General features: G+C 68.0%; 9 protein-coding genes and 2 rRNA genes. 10 read left to right on the forward strand and 1 reads right to left on the reverse strand.

Translation table 11 applies throughout. From position 1 onward, the window contains the following. The first annotated feature begins 157 nt into the window (after nucleotides 1–157). The 6 genes from ACQUSR_RS20750 to ACQUSR_RS20775 all read left to right on the forward strand — a co-directional run bounded on the left by ACQUSR_RS20750 (nucleotide 158) and on the right by ACQUSR_RS20775 (nucleotide 7,375). Nucleotides 158–592, forward strand: coding sequence for a DUF3499 domain-containing protein (locus tag ACQUSR_RS20750; protein WP_431044083.1), 435 nt, complete (start codon nucleotides 158–160; stop codon nucleotides 590–592). Nucleotides 593–767: 175 nt separating this feature from the next. After that, nucleotides 768–2,126, forward strand: coding sequence for a phosphomannomutase/phosphoglucomutase (locus ACQUSR_RS20755; RefSeq protein ID WP_431044084.1), 1,359 nt, complete (start codon nucleotides 768–770; stop codon nucleotides 2,124–2,126). Between the two features lie 736 nt (nucleotides 2,127–2,862). Beyond that, nucleotides 2,863–3,063, forward strand: coding sequence for a Trm112 family protein (locus ACQUSR_RS20760; RefSeq protein ID WP_431044085.1), 201 nt, complete (start codon nucleotides 2,863–2,865; stop codon nucleotides 3,061–3,063). A gap of 387 nt (nucleotides 3,064–3,450) precedes the next feature. Next, on the forward strand, nucleotides 3,451–4,833 hold the full coding sequence (locus ACQUSR_RS20765) for an SIS domain-containing protein (RefSeq protein ID WP_431044086.1): 1,383 nt from the start codon (nucleotides 3,451–3,453) through the stop codon (nucleotides 4,831–4,833). Nucleotides 4,834–5,062: 229 nt separating this feature from the next. Next, nucleotides 5,063–6,289 (forward strand): mannose-6-phosphate isomerase, class I, encoded by a 1,227-nt coding sequence (manA, locus tag ACQUSR_RS20770; RefSeq protein WP_431044087.1) that lies wholly within the window; start codon nucleotides 5,063–5,065, stop codon nucleotides 6,287–6,289. A gap of 135 nt (nucleotides 6,290–6,424) precedes the next feature. Continuing rightward, on the forward strand, nucleotides 6,425–7,375 hold the full coding sequence (locus tag ACQUSR_RS20775; RefSeq protein ID WP_431044088.1) for a cation diffusion facilitator family transporter: 951 nt from the start codon (nucleotides 6,425–6,427) through the stop codon (nucleotides 7,373–7,375). A gap of 429 nt (nucleotides 7,376–7,804) precedes the next feature. Here the strand turns inward: ACQUSR_RS20775 and ACQUSR_RS20780 are convergent, their stop codons facing one another. Beyond that, nucleotides 7,805–10,021 (reverse strand): fructose-specific PTS transporter subunit EIIC, encoded by a 2,217-nt coding sequence (locus ACQUSR_RS20780; protein ID WP_431044089.1) that lies wholly within the window; start codon nucleotides 10,019–10,021, stop codon nucleotides 7,805–7,807. A gap of 428 nt (nucleotides 10,022–10,449) precedes the next feature. Here ACQUSR_RS20780 and ahcY point away from each other — a divergent pair, with 428 nt between their 5' ends. The 4 genes from ahcY (at nucleotide 10,450) to ACQUSR_RS20800 (ending at nucleotide 18,222) form a co-directional block, all read left to right on the forward strand. Then, nucleotides 10,450–11,907: an adenosylhomocysteinase gene (ahcY, locus tag ACQUSR_RS20785; protein WP_431044090.1), complete on the forward strand. Its 1,458-nt coding sequence runs from the start codon at nucleotides 10,450–10,452 to the stop codon at nucleotides 11,905–11,907. Nucleotides 11,908–12,028: 121 nt separating this feature from the next. Then, a complete protein-coding gene (locus ACQUSR_RS20790) occupies nucleotides 12,029–12,685 on the forward strand; it encodes a hypothetical protein (RefSeq protein ID WP_431044091.1) in 657 nt (218 codons plus the stop codon). A gap of 602 nt (nucleotides 12,686–13,287) precedes the next feature. Continuing rightward, nucleotides 13,288–14,816: ribosomal RNA gene (locus tag ACQUSR_RS20795) — 16S ribosomal RNA — on the forward strand. Between the two features lie 281 nt (nucleotides 14,817–15,097). After that, nucleotides 15,098–18,222, forward strand: a 23S ribosomal RNA gene (locus tag ACQUSR_RS20800). Together the 16S and 23S rRNA genes form the textbook arrangement of a ribosomal RNA operon. The last annotated feature ends 10 nt before the right edge of the window (nucleotides 18,223–18,232 follow it).

The following is an 18,232-nucleotide window of genomic DNA, read 5'->3' on the forward strand; positions in this document are numbered from 1 at the left end:
GACGGCGGCCCGGCGCCCCGGAACCCCCGCCCGGCGACCTCGCCTGAGCCGCCGTCCGGGCCCTCATCGGCCGCGCGGAGGACTCGGCGCAGGTCAGACGCGATGTTCGCGTACGGGACGGGACGGGCGAACCGGGACGACACGGCGGAGTGAGCTGGTGGGGAGTCGTCGCGGCCCGCTCAAGAGTGCGGTACCGTCCAACGTCGTGAGCCCTGTACGTCGCTGTTCGCGCACCGCGTGCGGCCGCCCCGCCGTCGCGACGCTGACGTACGTCTACGCGGATTCGACCGCCGTCCTCGGACCGCTCGCCACCTATGCCGAGCCCCACTGCTATGACCTGTGCTCGGAGCACTCCGAGCGGCTGACCGCGCCGCGCGGCTGGGAGGTCGTACGGCTGGCCATGGACAACGGCCCGGCCCGGCCCAGCGGCGACGACCTGGAAGCCCTTGCCAACGCCGTACGGGAAGCCGCCCGCCCGCAGGAGCGCGCGGCCGGAGGCGGCCCCGGAGGCGCCGGTCCGGGCGGCCGGGAGTCCGACCCGGCGGGCGTACGCCGCGGCCATCTGCGGGTGCTGCGCTCGCCCGACTCCTGAGCCGAGTACCGCGCCCGGCGGACCGCGGGGTGCGTGGCATGTTCCATGGCGGACCTACGGCACGTGCGCGCGGCGCGCGTCGGCCGCACAGTTCCGGCACAGCCCCTGCGGGTAGGTTTGGGTGACCGTGGAGACCTCTCCAGGTGACCTCGAGAACCTCCAGAAGGGGTGGGCTGTGCCCGACTTGTCGCAGATCGTGAAGGCGTACGACGTGCGGGGAGTGGTCCCGGACCAGTGGGACGAGCCACTCGCCGAACTCTTCGGTGCCGCGTTCGCGCGGGTCACGGGGGCGGCGGCGATCGTCGTCGGCCATGACATGCGCCCCTCTTCGCCCGGACTCTCGCGGGCCTTCGCGCGCGGTGCCGCCGCGCTCGGCACCGAGGTGACCGAGATCGGTCTGTGCTCCACCGACCAGCTCTACTTCGCCAGTGGGCAGCTCGACCTGCCCGGCGCGATGTTCACCGCGAGCCACAACCCGGCCCAGTACAACGGCATCAAGATGTGCCGGGCCGGTGCCGCCCCCGTGGGCCAGGACACCGGCCTCGCCGAAATCCGCGCCCTGGTGGAGGAGTGGGCCGCCGCCGGAGCCCCGGCGCCCGCCGCCACTCCCGGCGCCATCACCCAGCGCGACGTCCTCGCCGACTACGCGGCCCATCTGCGCAAGCTGGTCGACCTGACCGCCATCCGGCCGCTGAAGGTCGTCGTGGACGCGGGCAACGGCATGGGCGGCCACACCGTCCCCACCGTCTTCGAGGGCCTGCCGCTCGAAATGGAGCCGATGTACTTCGAGCTCGACGGCACCTTCCCCAACCACGAGGCGAACCCGCTCGACCCGAAGAACATCGTCGACCTCCAGGCCCGCGTCCGCGAGACCGGTGCCGACCTGGGCCTGGCGTTCGACGGCGACGCCGACCGCTGCTTCGTCGTCGACGAGCGCGGCGAGCCCGTCTCACCGTCCGCGATCACCGCACTGGTCGCCGCCCGCGAACTGGCCAAGCACCCCGGCGGCACGATCATCCACAACTGCATCACCTCGTGGTCGGTCCCCGAGGTGGTCGGGGAGCAGGGCGGCAGGCCGGTCCGCACCCGCGTGGGCCACTCCTTCATCAAGGAGGAGATGGCCCGTACGGGCGCGATCTTCGGCGGCGAGCACTCGGCCCACTACTACTTCCGCGACTTCTGGAACGCCGACACGGGCATGCTCGCGGCCCTCCATGTCCTCGCCGCGCTCGGCGGCCAGGACGGTCCGCTGTCGCAGCTGGTGGCGCAGTACGACCGGTACGCCGCCTCCGGCGAGATCAACAGCACGGTCGCGGACCAGGCAGGACGCGCGGCGGCGGTGAAGGCCGCGTACGCCGACCGGGAGGGTGCCGAGCTGGACGAGCTGGACGGCCTGACCGTCACCACCCGCGACTGGTGGTTCAACCTCCGCGCCTCCAACACGGAACCGCTGCTGCGCCTGAACGTGGAGGCACGCGACGCGCAGACGGTGGCCCGCGTACGGGACGAGGTCCTGGCAATCGTCCGCGCCTGACCCTCGCGCCCCGGGTTCTCTGGGCAGCCGATTTCCCCCCGGGGCCTGGTCGGCCGAGGGCGGGGCGGCGCCCTCCCCCCGGGTCCCAGCCTTTCTTCCCGGGGCCCGGCCTTCCCCGGGGCTTGGTCGGCCGAGGGCGGGGCGGTACGGCACCCTCCCCCGGGTCCAGCCTTTCCTCCTGGGGCCCGGCCTTCCCCGGGGCCTGGTCGGCCGGGGGCGGGGCGGCGCCCTCCCCCCCCGGGTCCCAGCCTTTCTTCCCGGGGCCCGGCCTTCCCCGGGGGGCCGGGTCCCGGGGCCCTGGCCCTCTCGGAGGGCGCCACGGGATGCCGGATTCCCCCGGTCCCCTGGCCTCTCCGGGGGCTGGATCTCCGGGCCTGGCCCTCTCCGGGGGGCGCCGCGTCACCGGGCCCCGGCTTCGCCCCGGGTCTCCTGGCTCCGTCCGGGGCCTGGCCCCCCTCCGGGTTCCCGGACCTGCCCGCCCCCGCCCTGCCCCCGGGCCCGGGCTCCAGCCCCGGGCCAGGGCTTCGCCTCTGGCCCGAGGGCTCCCCGAGTTTGCCGGGTCCCCGGGGGTCCGGGGGGCGGAGCCCACGGTTACGGGAAGGGGCGGGGCTGGGGAGACGCCACCCGACGTGCCCCGCCCCCGCGCCCCCGGCCCGTATGCACCCGCCGGGCCGCGCCCCACCCGCCCCAGCGGTACGCTGACGACGCCGAATCCACTCCCGAAGGGACAGCGCCGATGCCGCTCGAAGCCGGCCTTCTGCAGATCCTCGCCTGCCCGGCGTGCCACGCCCCGCTGCGTGAGGAGCCGGGGCCGGAGGCGCCGGAGACGGAGGAGACCTCCGAGCTGGTGTGCACCGGCCAGGGCTGCGGTCTCGCCTACCCGGTACGGGACGGAATCCCGGTACTGCTCGTGGACGAGGCCCGCCGCCCGGCCTGACCGCCGACTCGTTCCGGCGGCTTCCGCAACCGGCCGACACGAAGCAGCCCGAGAACCGGCGGACGCGAAGCAGTCGGGCGCGATCCAGCCGGATGTGAACAGTCGGATACGAACCAGTCGAAACGCGCCGGCGTCGGCCACGACCAAGCCGGACCCGGCCGGACCGAGCGGACCGGAGCCGGCCGGACCGGACGTGACCGGGCCGGACTGGACCAGGTCGGACCGAGCCAGACCGGACCGAGCCAGACCCGGTCGGACCGGACCTGAGCCGGACCCGGCCAGGCCGGACCAGCCGGGCCGGACCGGCCGGGCCGGACCGGCCGGACCCCAGCCCACGAGCCCCCGCGATCGGAAAACCGAGCCACGGCGATCGGAGGCCGAAGCACGATGCTTGACGAATCCCTCCTCGACGCCCCAGACGCCCTCGCCCGCGCCGACACGCGCGGGCTCCTGCGCGGAGCGGCCGAGTCAGGAGCCCGGGTCCGTGCCGCAGCCCGGCACGCCGCGGAGGCCGGGATCCCGAGCCTCCAGCCGGACGGCCGGCCGCGCGCCGTCCACGTGGCCGGGCCGGGCGCCGCCGGAAGCTGCACCGCCGACCTGCTCGCGGCGCTCACCGGGGGCAGCTGCCCCGTCAGCCTGATTGGTCCCACCGGCGTGGCACCCGCACCGGGGGCGCTGCGCTGGACGCTGCCGGGCTGGGCCGGGCCGATGGACCTGTTGCTGATCGCGACGCCGGACGGCACGGAACCAGGGCTTCCGCTGCTGGTCGAGCAGGCGTACCGCCGCGGCTGCAACATCGTGGCGGTGGCTCCGGCCCATTCGCCGCTGACGGAGGCCGTGGAGCAGGCGCGCGGGCTGGCGGTCCCGATGGCGATGTCGCCGTACGCCGCCCCGTACGCGACAGGACCGTACGACGACGAGGCAGCGACGGCCGCGTCCGCCACCGAACCGGCCGCAGGCGCCCTCGACCCGCGGGGGCCCGGATGGCAGCCCGGCGGCCCCGGCCCCGGCCCCGGCCCGGGCCCGAGCCCCGACACCGGCTCCGGATCCGGCCCCGAGGCGCCGCCCCACGCGGCCCACCCGCCGCACCCCGGCCACCACGGCACCGGGCACGCGGAGGACCCGCTGGGCACCGCACCCGGTGAGACGACCGGGCCCGCGCTCCCCGGCACCCTGTGGGCGCTGCTCACCCCGCTCCTGGTCCTGGTCGACCGCATCGGCCTGATCGCCGCGCCGCCCTCGGCCCTGGAGCAGGTCGCCGACCGCCTGGACCGGGTCGCGGAACGGTGCGGCCCGGCCATCGCCACCTACAGCAACCCCGCCAAGACGCTCGCCGCCGAACTCGCCGGCGCGCTGCCCCTGATCTGGACGGAGGGGCTGGTCGCGGGCGCCGCCGGGCGCCGCTTCGCAGGGCTGCTCGCCGCCCTGGCCGGGCGCCCGGCACTGGTCGCCGAGCTGCCCGGGGCGCTGGCCGCGCACGGCACGCTGCTGACCGGGGCGTTCGCGGGCGGAGCCAACCCCGATGACTTCTTCCGGGACCGCGTCGAGGAGCCGGAGGCCCTGCACGCCCGGGTCGTGCTCTTCCGCGACCAGCCGGTGACGGCGTTCTCCGCCGCGCCGACCGCCCGCGAGCTCGCACTCGCCCACGACACTCCCGTCAGCGAACTGGAACCCGCCGAGGGCAGTCAGCTGGAGGCCGCCGCTGAACTCCTCGCCATCGCGGATTTCGCCGCCGTTTACCTGTCGCTCGCCTCGGCAGAGAGATCATGAGGGCGAGGGCACGGCCGGTCCGTCCGTCGGCCGTGCCCGCGGCGCCGGCACGGCGGCTGAGCACGGCCTGACGTCTCGTACCTCACGCCCGCGCACCGCCCGCACGCCCGGCGCGAGCTCCGAGCCCCGCGCGCGCAAAGGCATGCAAAAGATACAAAAGTGCGCAAGGGTGCAAGAGCTACGCAAGGTGCGACAGCACGTACCCGTAAGAGTCAGGAACCCACACGTCATGGACCGCCTCGCGAACACCGTGCGCCCCTACGCCTGGGGCTCCACCACCGCCATACCCGAACTCCTCGGCGCGCGGCCGACCGGCGAACCGCAGGCAGAGCTGTGGATGGGCGCGCACCCGGGGGCGCCCTCCCGTATCGACCGCGGTACGGGCCCGGCCGCGCTCAGCGACGTCATCGCGGCCGACCCCGAAGGGGAACTCGGCCCGGAGGCGGTGCGGCGTTTCGGACCGCGGCTGCCGTTCCTGTTCAAGGTGCTCGCGGCCGACTCCCCGCTGTCGCTCCAGGTGCACCCCGACCTCGCCCAGGCCACGGCGGGTTACGCGGACGAGGAGGCGCGCGGCGTGCCCATCGACGCGCCGCACCGCAACTACAAGGACGCCAACCACAAGCCGGAACTGATCTGCGCCCTCACGCCCTTCACTGGCCTGTGCGGATTCCGGGACCCGAACGAGACCGCCGAACTGCTGGCCGCCCTCGACGTCGACTCCCTCAAGCCGTATGTCGACATCCTGCACGCCCACCCGGAGTCGGACGCGCTGCGTGAACTCCTCACCGCCGTCCTCACCGCCGACCGCGACGCGATGGCCGAGACGGTGGAGGCGGCGGCGCACGCGGCCGAGCGGCTCAGCGCGCTCGGCGGCCCGTACGCGGACGCCTACGCCGCGTATGCCTCCCTGGCCCGGCACTTCCCGGGCGACCCCGGCGTCATCGCCGCCATGCTGCTCAACCACGTGCGCCTCCAGCCCGGCGAGGCGCTCTTTCTCGGCGCGGGCGTGCCGCACGCCTACATCGACGGCCTCGGCGTGGAGATCATGGCCAACTCCGACAACGTGCTGCGCTGCGGGCTGACGCCGAAGCACGTCGACGTGCCCGAGCTGCTGCGTGTCGTCCGGTTCGACTCCGGCGCCCCGGCGGTGCTGCGGCCCGAGGCCGACGCGGACGGCGAGGAACTGTACGCCACGCCGATCGACGAGTTCCGGATCTCCCGTTATGTCCTGACCGAGGGTGCGGCCGGCCACCCGCTGCCGTCCGGCGCCCCGCAGATCCTGCTGTGCGCGTCGGGGACGGTCCGGCTGCGTACGGTCCGGACCGCCGAGACCGGGACCGGGCAAGGGCCCGGCGAACTGACCCTGGCACGCGGAGAATCGGCCTACGTCCCGGCGGGCGAGCGGGTCGAGGCGGCCGGGGACGGCACCCTCTTCCGCGCCACGGTCGCCCTCTGAAACCCCTCTGAACCCCCGCGCCCGCGCGGAGCCCCGCCGGACGCCTGCAACAATGTCCCGCCGTGAAGCGGTAAAGCAACAGCAAAGGCGCCGTGAGGCGGAGCTGCCACAGGGCGGAAGGGATTTGCGGCACATATGAGTGCATCAGGCGGAACCAAGGCGATCGTCGCCGCGCTGGGCGCCAACCTGGCCATCGCGGTGGGTAAGTTCGTGGCCTTCGCGTTCAGCGGCTCGTCGTCGATGCTCGCCGAGGGCGTGCACTCGGTCGCCGACTCGGGCAACCAGGCGCTGCTGCTCCTCGGCGGCAAGAAGGCGCAGAAGGAGGCGACGAAGGAGCACCCGTTCGGCTACGGCCGCGAGCGCTACATCTACGGCTTCCTCGTCTCCATCGTCCTGTTCACCATCGGCGGCGTCTTCGCGCTGTACGAGGGCTACGAGAAGATCAAGCACCCGCACGAGATCGACGACTGGTACTGGCCGGTCGGCGTCCTCGTCTTCGCGATCATCGCGGAGAGCTTCTCCTTCCGTACGGCCATCAAGGAGTCCAACGAGGTCCGCGGCGGCCTCAGCTGGACCCAGTTCGTACGCCGCGCCAAGGCGCCCGAGCTGCCGGTCGTCCTGCTCGAGGACCTGGGCGCCCTCGTCGGCCTGATCCTCGCACTCGGCGGCGTCGGCCTCGCGCTGCTGACCGAGGACGGCGTGTGGGACGGCATCGGCACGATGTGCATCGGCGTGCTGCTCGTACTGATCGCCCTGGTGCTCGCGGCGGAGACCAAGTCCCTGCTGCTGGGCGAGGCGGCCGATGTCGACCAGGTCGCGAAGATCCGCGACGCGATGGTGGACGGCGACACCGTCACCGGCCTCATCCACATGCGCACGCTCCACCTGGGCCCGGAGGAACTGCTCGTCGCCGCGAAGATCGCGGTGGCTCACGACCACACGGCGGAGATGGTGGCCCGGGCCATCGACGAGGCGGAGGCCCGCATCCGTGAGGCCGTGCCGATCGCGCGGGTGATCTACCTGGAGCCGGACATCTTCAGCGCGGAGGCCGCCTCGGCGACCCCGCCCGCCGCCCCCGACGCCTGACCCGCACCAGAGGGCCCCGAGCAGGACCGGACCGACACCGGCCGCGCTCGGGGCCTTCTGCTTCCCACCGCCGGATGGCCACCGGCACCGGCTTCCGCAACCTCGGCCTCGCAATCCCAGCCTCGCAACCCCGGCTTCGGCAATCCCCGCCTCCGCAATCCCGGCCCTGCAATCCCCGGCTCCGCAACCCCGGCCCCGCGACTCCCCGTGCCGGGGTGCGGCCGCGCGCCGGCACCCCGGCCCCGCGACTCCCCGTGCCGGGGTGCGGCCGCGCGCCGGCTCCGTGTACTCCAGGGGCCCCTCGAACCTTGGGCACCCCGGGGCCCGGGGGCCGGCCCCCGGTTTCGGGAAGGGGCGGGGCTGGGGAACATCCACCACCCCGTACCCCGCACCCCGGCCCCACCCCCACCCGCTACCGAATCCCCACCGCTACCGAATCTCCCCCAACACCCCCAAGATCTCCGGCACCCCCGCCGCCGCCCGCAACCGCTCCCGGAACCCGCCGTCCATCAGCTTTCGCGACAGCAACGCCAGAATCCGCAGATGCTCGTCGCCCGCCGCGGCCTCAGGAACCGCGATCATGAAGATGAGCCGGGCCTTCGAACCGTCCAGCGAACCCCACTCGATGCCCTCGGCGGATCGCGCGAACCCGACGACCGGCGCGGTCACCGCGTCCGTCTTCGCGTGCGGAACGGCGATCTCCTCGCCGAGCCCGGTGCTGCCCTGCTCCTCGCGCGCGAACGCGACCCGGACCAACTCCCCGACATCCGCGACCTTGCCGTCCGCGGCCAGGAGCTCGGCCATCTCCCGTATGGCGGAGTCCTTTTCCTCGGCAGCCAGCTCCTCCTTGACGGTCCGCGCGGTGAGATACCCGGAAAGCACCTCGTGGGCCGCACCCGCCGCATCGGCCACGACCTGCGGCGCAGCCACCGCGGCCACAGCCACCGGACCTCCGCCCTCCGAACCGGCGCCCGTCGCAGAACGGGCGCCCGTCGCAGCGGTGCCCACCGCATCACCGCCCACCGCATCACCGCCCACCGCGGCGGCACGCACCGCAATGGAACCCACCGCACCGGCACCCACCGAGCCGGAGTCAACGGTTCCGTAACCCCCGGCCTCGCCGTCCCCGCTCCCCGTCCCCCGTCGCCCCATCGACATCAGCGCGACTGTCGTCACGGCGGTCACCGCCGTACCGATCGTGACGGCGACGAAGAACATCGGCACGCCGCCGACGGCACCGAGCAGCGCGACGATCGGCCCACCGTGCGGCACGTTGTCCTCGATCGCCGCGATACCCGCCACGGCACCCGCGGCCGCCCCGCCGAGCATGTTCGCCGGAATGACCCGGGCCGGGCGCGCGGCCGCGAACGGAATGGCTCCCTCGGTGATCCCGAAGAAGCCCATGAACAGCGCGGCCAACCCGGTCTCCCGCTCCTGCTCGTCGAAGAACCTGCGCCGGATCAGCGTCGCCAGCCCCTGCCCCAGCGGCGGAACCGGAATGGCCGCCGCGCACATCCCCATCACCTCGGGGTTCTTGGAGACGAGCCCCGCCCCGAAGAGGAACGCGGTCTTGTTGACCGGGCCGCCCATGTCGAACGCGATCATCAAGCCCAGGACGATGCCGAGCAGCGCCGCGCTCGTCCCCGTCAGGCCGCCCAGCCAGTCGGTGAGGTGCTCGAACAGCCACGAGATCGGCTCGCCGATCACATACACAAAGAACAGGCCCAGCACCGTCGTCGCCACGATCGGGATCACGATGATCGGCATGATCGGCTGGACGAACCGGGGAACCCGGACCTTCTTGATCCACAGCACCAGGTAGCCGGCCAGGAAGCCGGTCACGATCGCACCGATGAACCCCGCGCCCGCCTCGCTGTCGTACAGCTCCCCGTGCGCCGCTATCCAGCCGCCGACCATGCCCGGTACGAGCGCGGGACGGTCCGCGATCGCGTACGCGATATAGCCGGACAGGATCGGGATCATGAGCGCGAACCCGACGACCCCGATGTCATTGACGCTCTTCCACACCGAGTCCTCGGGGATGACGATGCCCTCGGGCGTCGTGTGGCCGCCGAGGGCCAGCGAGACCGCGATCAGCAGTCCGCCGACCACGACGAACGGGATCATGTACGAGACGCCGTTCATCAGCGCCTTGTAGGTGACGCCGCGCTGCCCGCCCCCGCCAGGCCCGACGGCGCCCCCCGCCGCGGACGCCCCGACCCCCGCACCGACGCCCGAGGCCCGTGTCGAACCCGCTGCACCCCCGCCCGACTGCTGCGCCGCACCCTCGTACACCGGCGCGCTGCGCGCCCGCTCGATCAGCTGTTCCGGATGGTGGACACCCTCGGCGACCCCCACCACGAGCAGCCGCTTCCCGATGAACCGACCCCTGTCGACGTCCTTGTCGGCGGCGACGATCACGGCGTCAGCCCGCATGACATCGTTGTCAGACAGGACGTTCTCAGCCCCGATCGAGCCTTGCGTCTCCACCTTCATGCCGTGGCCGAGCGACTCCGCTGCCTGGGCCAGCTTCTCCGCCGCCATGTACGTATGGGCGATGCCCGTAGGGCAGGCCGTCACCGCCACCAACTTCAGGCCTGGCCCGCTGGTCCCCGCGCCCTCGGGGGGATCGGCTGGACTGGTCACGTCGTTCTCCTTACACCTCATGGAGCACCGGGATGTGCGTCCGTCCGCCCCGGCGCTAGGCGGCATCCTGCAACACCCGTAGCCGCGAGCAAAGCGTCCGGCCGAAGAGCGCCCCACGGGCTGGGGTTCACCAGACCCACCGGTGTAGATTCGTGACCAGAGCCAGACGTCGCTGCTGATGGCGGTCGGGCGGTCCGATCATGGACCGGCCGAGGGAGAGAGGGCCTCCGACGGACTGCGCTGCGATGGCGACCCGCACGCGTCGACACGGTCGTGCGTACGCAAGTACGTCACGGACGCCACGGTCACCTGTGTACGTCACATACGCGGGCGACACCTGTGTGCCGACGCACCACGCACCGGCCCGCTGTCGCATGCCCAGCCGAGACCACTCTCGCTCGAACCCGATGACCATGGAGGACAACCCCATGACCACCGCCGCCACCGGCCAGGACTTCAAGGTCGCCGACCTTTCCCTGGCCGCCTTCGGCCGCAAGGAGATCACCCTCGCCGAGCACGAGATGCCCGGCCTGATGGCGATCCGCCGCGAGTACGCCGACGCTCAGCCGCTCGCGGGCGCCCGTGTCACCGGCTCGCTGCACATGACCGTCCAGACCGCCGTTCTCATCGAGACGCTGGTCGCGCTCGGCGCGCAGGTGCGCTGGGCCTCCTGCAACATCTTCTCCACCCAGGACCACGCGGCGGCCGCCATCGCGGTCGGCCCGAACGGTACGCCGGACAACCCCCAGGGCGTCCCGGTCTTCGCCTGGAAGGGCGAGACCCTGGAGGAGTACTGGTGGTGCACCGAGCAGGCGCTGACCTGGCCGGGCACGGAGACCGGCGGCCCGAACATGATCCTGGACGACGGCGGTGACGCCACCCTGCTCGTCCACAAGGGTGTCGAGTACGAGAAGGCCGGTGCCGCCCCGGCGGTCGAGACCGCCGAGAACGACGAGCACCGCGTCATCCTGGAGCTCCTCAACCGCACCCTCGCCGAGAGCCCGCAGAAGTGGACGCGTCTCGCCTCCGAGGTCCGCGGCGTGACCGAGGAGACCACGACCGGCGTGCACCGTCTCTACGAGATGCACCGCGACGGCTCGCTGCTCTTCCCGGCGATCAACGTCAACGACGCCGTCACCAAGTCGAAGTTCGACAACAAGTACGGCTGCCGGCACTCCCTGGTGGACGGCATCAACCGCGCCACCGACGTCCTCATCGGCGGCAAGGTCGCGGTCATCTTCGGCTACGGCGATGTGGGCAAGGGCTGCGCCGAGTCGCTGCGCGGCCAGGGCGCCCGCGTCATCGTCACCGAGATCGACCCGATCTGCGCCCTCCAGGCGGCGATGGACGGCTACCAGGTCGCCACCCTCGATGACGTGGTCGAGACCGCCGACATCTTCATCACGACCACCGGCAACAAGGACATCATCATGGCCGCCGACATGGCCAAGATGAAGCACCAGGCGATCGTCGGCAACATCGGCCACTTCGACAACGAGATCGACATGGCCGGCCTCGCCGCCATCCCGGGCATCGTGAAGGAGGAGGTCAAGCCGCAGGTTCACACCTGGACCTTCGCCGACGGCAAGGTGATCATCGTGCTGTCCGAGGGCCGCCTGCTGAACCTGGGCAACGCCACGGGTCACCCGTCGTTCGTGATGTCCAACTCCTTCGCGAACCAGACCATCGCCCAGATCGAGCTCTTCACCAAGCCGGAGGCCTACCCGACCGACGTCTACGTGCTGCCGAAGCACCTGGACGAGAAGGTCGCCCGCCTCCACCTGGACGCGCTCGGCGCCAAGCTCACCACGCTCCGTCCGGAGCAGGCCGCCTACATCGGCGTCCCGGTCGAGGGCCCCTACAAGCCCGAGCACTACCGCTACTGAGCCCAGCGCGCCTCGACGTCCGACGCACGGCAGCGCACGTCAGGCGCACTGAGCAGCCGGCAGCAGGCCCCCGCCCCACCAGCGGGGGCCTGTCCCGTCTGTACCGTCAAGGACCCCCACCATGCCCCGCGGCCGCTACTCGCTCCATGATCCGCACGATCACACCCCTCTCGGAGAAGAGCACTTCCACTGCGCCATCGGCCCGTCCGGCTGGCGCTACGTCTCGCAGCTCACCGCCCCATCACCCACCGTTCCTCCCGGCACGGAGGCCGGCGGTGCCGCCCCGCGAAGCACCCCCGTCGGCTCCGTCGACCTCACCATCGACGAACGCGGCCGCCCCATCCGCCTTGAGCTCCACGCCGGGGGCTGGCAGGTCCGCGGTGCCGCACTCGACGGCGTCACCTGGGTCCGCACCGACCCGAGCGGCGAACACGCCACCGAAGGCAACGTGCCCGCCCAGGCCTTCACCGGCGCGTCCCCGGCCTTCCTCGTCGCGACATCCCGCCTGCTGAGGCTGGAACCCGGGGCCCCCGCCACCCGAGTCCGCCTCGTCTCCTTCACCGCCCCCGTGCTCGCACCACGCACCCTCGACCAGTCCTGGGCCCTGCTCGACAGGACAGCACACGCCGCTGACATCGGCCCGCTGATGGTGGAGGAATACCAGGTCAGCGCATTGGACACGGGGGAGCAGTACAGCGTGCACATCGCCGGCGACGTGGTCCTGTCCGCGCCCGGCATCGAACTCGAAGACCTCGACATCCCGCCCTCGAGCTTCTGACGCCGCGATGTGCGTCGACGCCGCTGACCTGCTAGTCTGCTCTTCGTCCCCGAAACCTGTTGACACAGGTAGAATGGGGAGGTAGATTCAAACGGTTGCGAGGAACTGGACAGGTCCCGTCGCAACGGCTAGTGTCTACAGCGCTTCGCTCGGGAACGACGTTCCAGCGAGGCATCTTCGAACCAGTTGGGAAAGCAGAGCCGATTAGATCGGCCGAAGCGATTCTGATAAAGTCGAGAAAGCCGAAAGACGCGGTAACAAATGCCGCTCCACGGCGAGGCCCCCAACGGCCACCGGAAATGAAATTCGGACCGGAAACGGAACGGAAAACGGATCTGGTAAGGTTGGAAACGCAAGACCGAAGGGAAGCGCCCGGAGGAAAGCCCGAGAGGGAATCCGAAGGAAGCGTCCGTTCCTTGAGAACTCAACAGCGTGCCAAAAGTCAACGCCAGATATGTTGATACCCCGTCTCCGAACCTGATGGTTTGGGACGAGGTTCCTTTGAAGAAACACAAACACAGCGAGGACGCTGTGAACTACTGGGATTATTCCTCCCGGTGGTTCCGCTCAACGCGAGTGTGCATCCCGATTACGGGAAAACATTCACGGAGAGTTTGATCCTGGCTCAGGACGAACGCTGGCGGCGTGCTTAACACATGCAAGTCGAACGATGAACCCGCTTCGGTGGGGGATTAGTGGCGAACGGGTGAGTAACACGTGGGCAATCTGCCCTGCACTCTGGGACAAGCCCTGGAAACGGGGTCTAATACCGGATACGACCACTTGAGGCATCTCATGGTGGTGGAAAGCTCCGGCGGTGCAGGATGAGCCCGCGGCCTATCAGCTTGTTGGTGGGGTGATGGCCTACCAAGGCGACGACGGGTAGCCGGCCTGAGAGGGCGACCGGCCACACTGGGACTGAGACACGGCCCAGACTCCTACGGGAGGCAGCAGTGGGGAATATTGCACAATGGGCGAAAGCCTGATGCAGCGACGCCGCGTGAGGGATGACGGCCTTCGGGTTGTAAACCTCTTTCAGCAGGGAAGAAGCGCAAGTGACGGTACCTGCAGAAGAAGCGCCGGCTAACTACGTGCCAGCAGCCGCGGTAATACGTAGGGCGCGAGCGTTGTCCGGAATTATTGGGCGTAAAGAGCTCGTAGGCGGCTTGTTGCGTCGGATGTGAAAGCCCGGGGCTTAACCCCGGGTCTGCATTCGATACGGGCAGGCTAGAGTTCGGTAGGGGAGATCGGAATTCCTGGTGTAGCGGTGAAATGCGCAGATATCAGGAGGAACACCGGTGGCGAAGGCGGATCTCTGGGCCGATACTGACGCTGAGGAGCGAAAGCGTGGGGAGCGAACAGGATTAGATACCCTGGTAGTCCACGCCGTAAACGTTGGGAACTAGGTGTGGGCGACATTCCACGTTGTCCGTGCCGCAGCTAACGCATTAAGTTCCCCGCCTGGGGAGTACGGCCGCAAGGCTAAAACTCAAAGGAATTGACGGGGGCCCGCACAAGCGGCGGAGCATGTGGCTTAATTCGACGCAACGCGAAGAACCTTACCAAGGCTTGACATACACCGGAAACGGCCAGAGATGGTCGCCCCCTTGTGGTCGGTGTACAGGTGGTGCATGGCTGTCGTCAGCTCGTGTCGTGAGATGTTGGGTTAAGTCCCGCAACGAGCGCAACCCTTGTTCTGTGTTGCCAGCATGCCTTTCGGGGTGATGGGGACTCACAGGAGACTGCCGGGGTCAACTCGGAGGAAGGTGGGGACGACGTCAAGTCATCATGCCCCTTATGTCTTGGGCTGCACACGTGCTACAATGGCCGGTACAATGAGCTGCGATACCGTGAGGTGGAGCGAATCTCAAAAAGCCGGTCTCAGTTCGGATTGGGGTCTGCAACTCGACCCCATGAAGTCGGAGTCGCTAGTAATCGCAGATCAGCATTGCTGCGGTGAATACGTTCCCGGGCCTTGTACACACCGCCCGTCACGTCACGAAAGTCGGTAACACCCGAAGCCGGTGGCCCAACCCCTTGTGGGAGGGAGTCGTCGAAGGTGGGACTGGCGATTGGGACGAAGTCGTAACAAGGTAGCCGTACCGGAAGGTGCGGCTGGATCACCTCCTTTCTAAGGAGCATATGGCCGACTGCGAGCGAATGTCTCGCACGGTTAGCTCATGGGTGGAACGTTGACTACTCGGCACGGTTTTGATTCTTCTTGTTAGTACTGCTTCGGCGTGGAACACAGTGAAGGGGATGGATCGTGTCGGGCACGCTGTTGGGTGTCTGAGGGTGCGAGCGTTGCTCGGCCTTCGGTACGCCGGCCCCAGTGAACTCTGCACGGTAGGTGTGGGGGTGATGGGTGGCTGGTCGTTGCTTGAGAACTGCACAGTGGACGCGAGCATCTGTGGCCAAGTTTTTAAGGGCGCACGGTGGATGCCTTGGCACCAGGAACCGATGAAGGACGTGGGAGGCCACGATAGGCCCCGGGGAGCTGTCAACCGAGCTTTGATCCGGGGGTGTCCGAATGGGGAAACCCGGCAGTCGTCATGGGCTGTCACCCATACCTGAACACATAGGGTATGTGGAGGGAACGCGGGGAAGTGAAACATCTCAGTACCCGCAGGAAGAGAAAACAACCGTGATTCCGGGAGTAGTGGCGAGCGAAACTGGATGAGGCTAAACCGTATGTGTGTGATACCCGGCAGGGGTTGCGCATGCGGGGTTGTGGGAGTGAGCTTTCATGGTCTGCCGGCCATGAGGCGAGTCAGAAACCGTTGATGTAGGCGAAGGGCATGCGAAAGGCCCGGCGTAGAGGGTAAGACCCCCGTAGCTGAAACATTAGCGGCTTGCTTGCTTATTTCCCAAGTAGCACGGGGCCCGAGAAATCCCGTGTGAATCTGGCGGGACCACCCGCTAAGCCTAAATATTCCCTGGTGACCGATAGCGGATAGTACCGTGAGGGAATGGTGAAAAGTACCGCGGGAGCGGAGTGAAATAGTACCTGAAACCGTGTGCCTACAAGCCGTGGGAGCGTCGCCGTGTTCTTTGGAGCACGGTCGTGACTGCGTGCCTTTTGAAGAATGAGCCTGCGAGTTTGCGGTGTGTTGCGAGGTTAACCCGTGTGGGGAAGCCGTAGCGAAAGCGAGTCCGAATAGGGCGGTTTAGTAGCGCGCTCAAGACCCGAAGCGGAGTGATCTAGCCATGGGCAGGTTGAAGCGGAGGTAAGACTTCGTGGAGGACCGAACCCACCAGGGTTGAAAACCTGGGGGATGACCTGTGGTTAGGGGTGAAAGGCCAATCAAACTCCGTGATAGCTGGTTCTCCCCGAAATGCATTTAGGTGCAGCGTCGTGTGTTTCTTGCCGGAGGTAGAGCACTGGATAGGCGATGGGCCCTACCGGGTTACTGACCTTAGCCAAACTCCGAATGCCGGTAAGTGAGAGCGCGGCAGTGAGACTGTGGGGGATAAGCTCCATGGTCGAGAGGGAAACAGCCCAGAGCATCGACTAAGGCCCCTAAGCGTACGCTAAGTGGGAAAGGATGTGGAGTCGCAGAGACAACCAGGAGGTTGGCTTAGAAGCAGCCACCCTTGAAAGAGTGCGTAATAGCTCACTGGTCAAGTGATTCCGCGCCGACAATGTAGCGGGGCTCAAGCGTACCGCCGAAGTCGTGTCATTGCAGTACATACCCCCAACGGGGACTGTGATGGGTAGGGGAGCGTCGTGTGCCGGGTGAAGCAGCGCCGGAAGGTAGTTGTGGACGGTTCACGAGTGAGAATGCAGGCATGAGTAGCGATACAAACGTGAGAAACGTTTGCGCCGATTGACTAAGGGTTCCTGGGTCAAGCTGATCTGCCCAGGGTAAGTCGGGACCTAAGGCGAGGCCGACAGGCGTAGTCGATGGACAACCGGTTGATATTCCGGTACCCGCTTTGAAGCGCCAAACATTGAATCAGGCGATGCTAAGTCCGTGAAGCCGCCTTTGATCTCTTCGGAGTGATGGGGAGTGGTGGAGCCGACGGACCAGACTTGTAGTAGGTGAGTGATGGGGTGACGCAGGAAGGTAGTCCAGCCCGGGCGGTGGTTGTCCCGGGGTAAGGGTGTAGCCCGAGAGATAGGCAAATCCGTCTCTCATACAAGGGTGAGACCTGATGCCGAGCCGATTGTGGTGAAGTGGATGATCCTATGCTGTCGAGAAAAGCCTCTAGCGAGTTTCATGGCGGCCCGTACCCTAAACCGACTCAGGTGGTCAGGTAGAGAATACCGAGGCGTTCGGGTGAACTATGGTTAAGGAACTCGGCAAAATGCCCCCGTAACTTCGGGAGAAGGGGGGCCATTTCCGGTGATGGAATTTACTTCCTGAGCTGGGGGTGGCCGCAGAGACCAGCGAGAAGCGACTGTTTACTAAAAACACAGGTCCGTGCGAAGCCGTAAGGCGATGTATACGGACTGACGCCTGCCCGGTGCTGGAACGTTAAGGGGACCGGTTAGCTCCATTTCGGTGGGGCGAAGCTGAGAACTTAAGCGCCAGTAAACGGCGGTGGTAACTATAACCATCCTAAGGTAGCGAAATTCCTTGTCGGGTAAGTTCCGACCTGCACGAATGGCGTAACGACTTCTCGACTGTCTCAACCATAGGCCCGGTGAAATTGCATTACGAGTAAAGATGCTCGTTTCGCGCAGCAGGACGGAAAGACCCCGGGACCTTTACTATAGCTTGATATTGGTGTTCGGTTCGGCTTGTGTAGGATAGGTGGGAGACTGTGAAGCATGCACGCCAGTGTGTGTGGAGTCGTCGTTGAAATACCACTCTGGTCGTGCTGGATGTCTAACCTGGGTCCGTGATCCGGATCAGGGACAGTGTCTGGTGGGTAGTTTAACTGGGGCGGTTGCCTCCTAAAGGGTAACGGAGGCGCCCAAAGGTTCCCTCAGCCTGGTTGGCAATCAGGTGTTGAGTGTAAGTGCACAAGGGAGCTTGACTGTGAGACCGACGGGTCGAGCAGGGACGAAAGTCGGGACTAGTGATCCGGCGGTGGCTTGTGGAAGCGCCGTCGCTCAACGGATAAAAGGTACCCCGGGGATAACAGGCTGATCTTCCCCAAGAGTCCATATCGACGGGATGGTTTGGCACCTCGATGTCGGCTCGTCGCATCCTGGGGCTGGAGTCGGTCCCAAGGGTTGGGCTGTTCGCCCATTAAAGCGGTACGCGAGCTGGGTTTAGAACGTCGTGAGACAGTTCGGTCCCTATCCGCTGTGCGCGTAGGAATATTGAGAAGGGCTGTCCCTAGTACGAGAGGACCGGGACGGACGAACCTCTGGTGTGCCAGTTGTTCTGCCAAGGGCATGGCTGGTTGGCTACGTTCGGGAGGGATAACCGCTGAAAGCATCTAAGCGGGAAGCCTGCTTCGAGATGAGTATTCCCACCTCCTTGAGAGGGTAAGGCTCCCAGTAGACGACTGGGTTGATAGGCCAGATATGGAAGCCGGGTAACCGGTGGAGTTGACTGGTACTAATAGGCCGAGGGCTTGTCCTCAGTTGCTCGC

It is taken from the genome of Streptomyces sp. P1-3 (assembly GCF_050613155.1).
Lineage (GTDB): Bacteria > Actinomycetota > Actinomycetes > Streptomycetales > Streptomycetaceae > Streptomyces.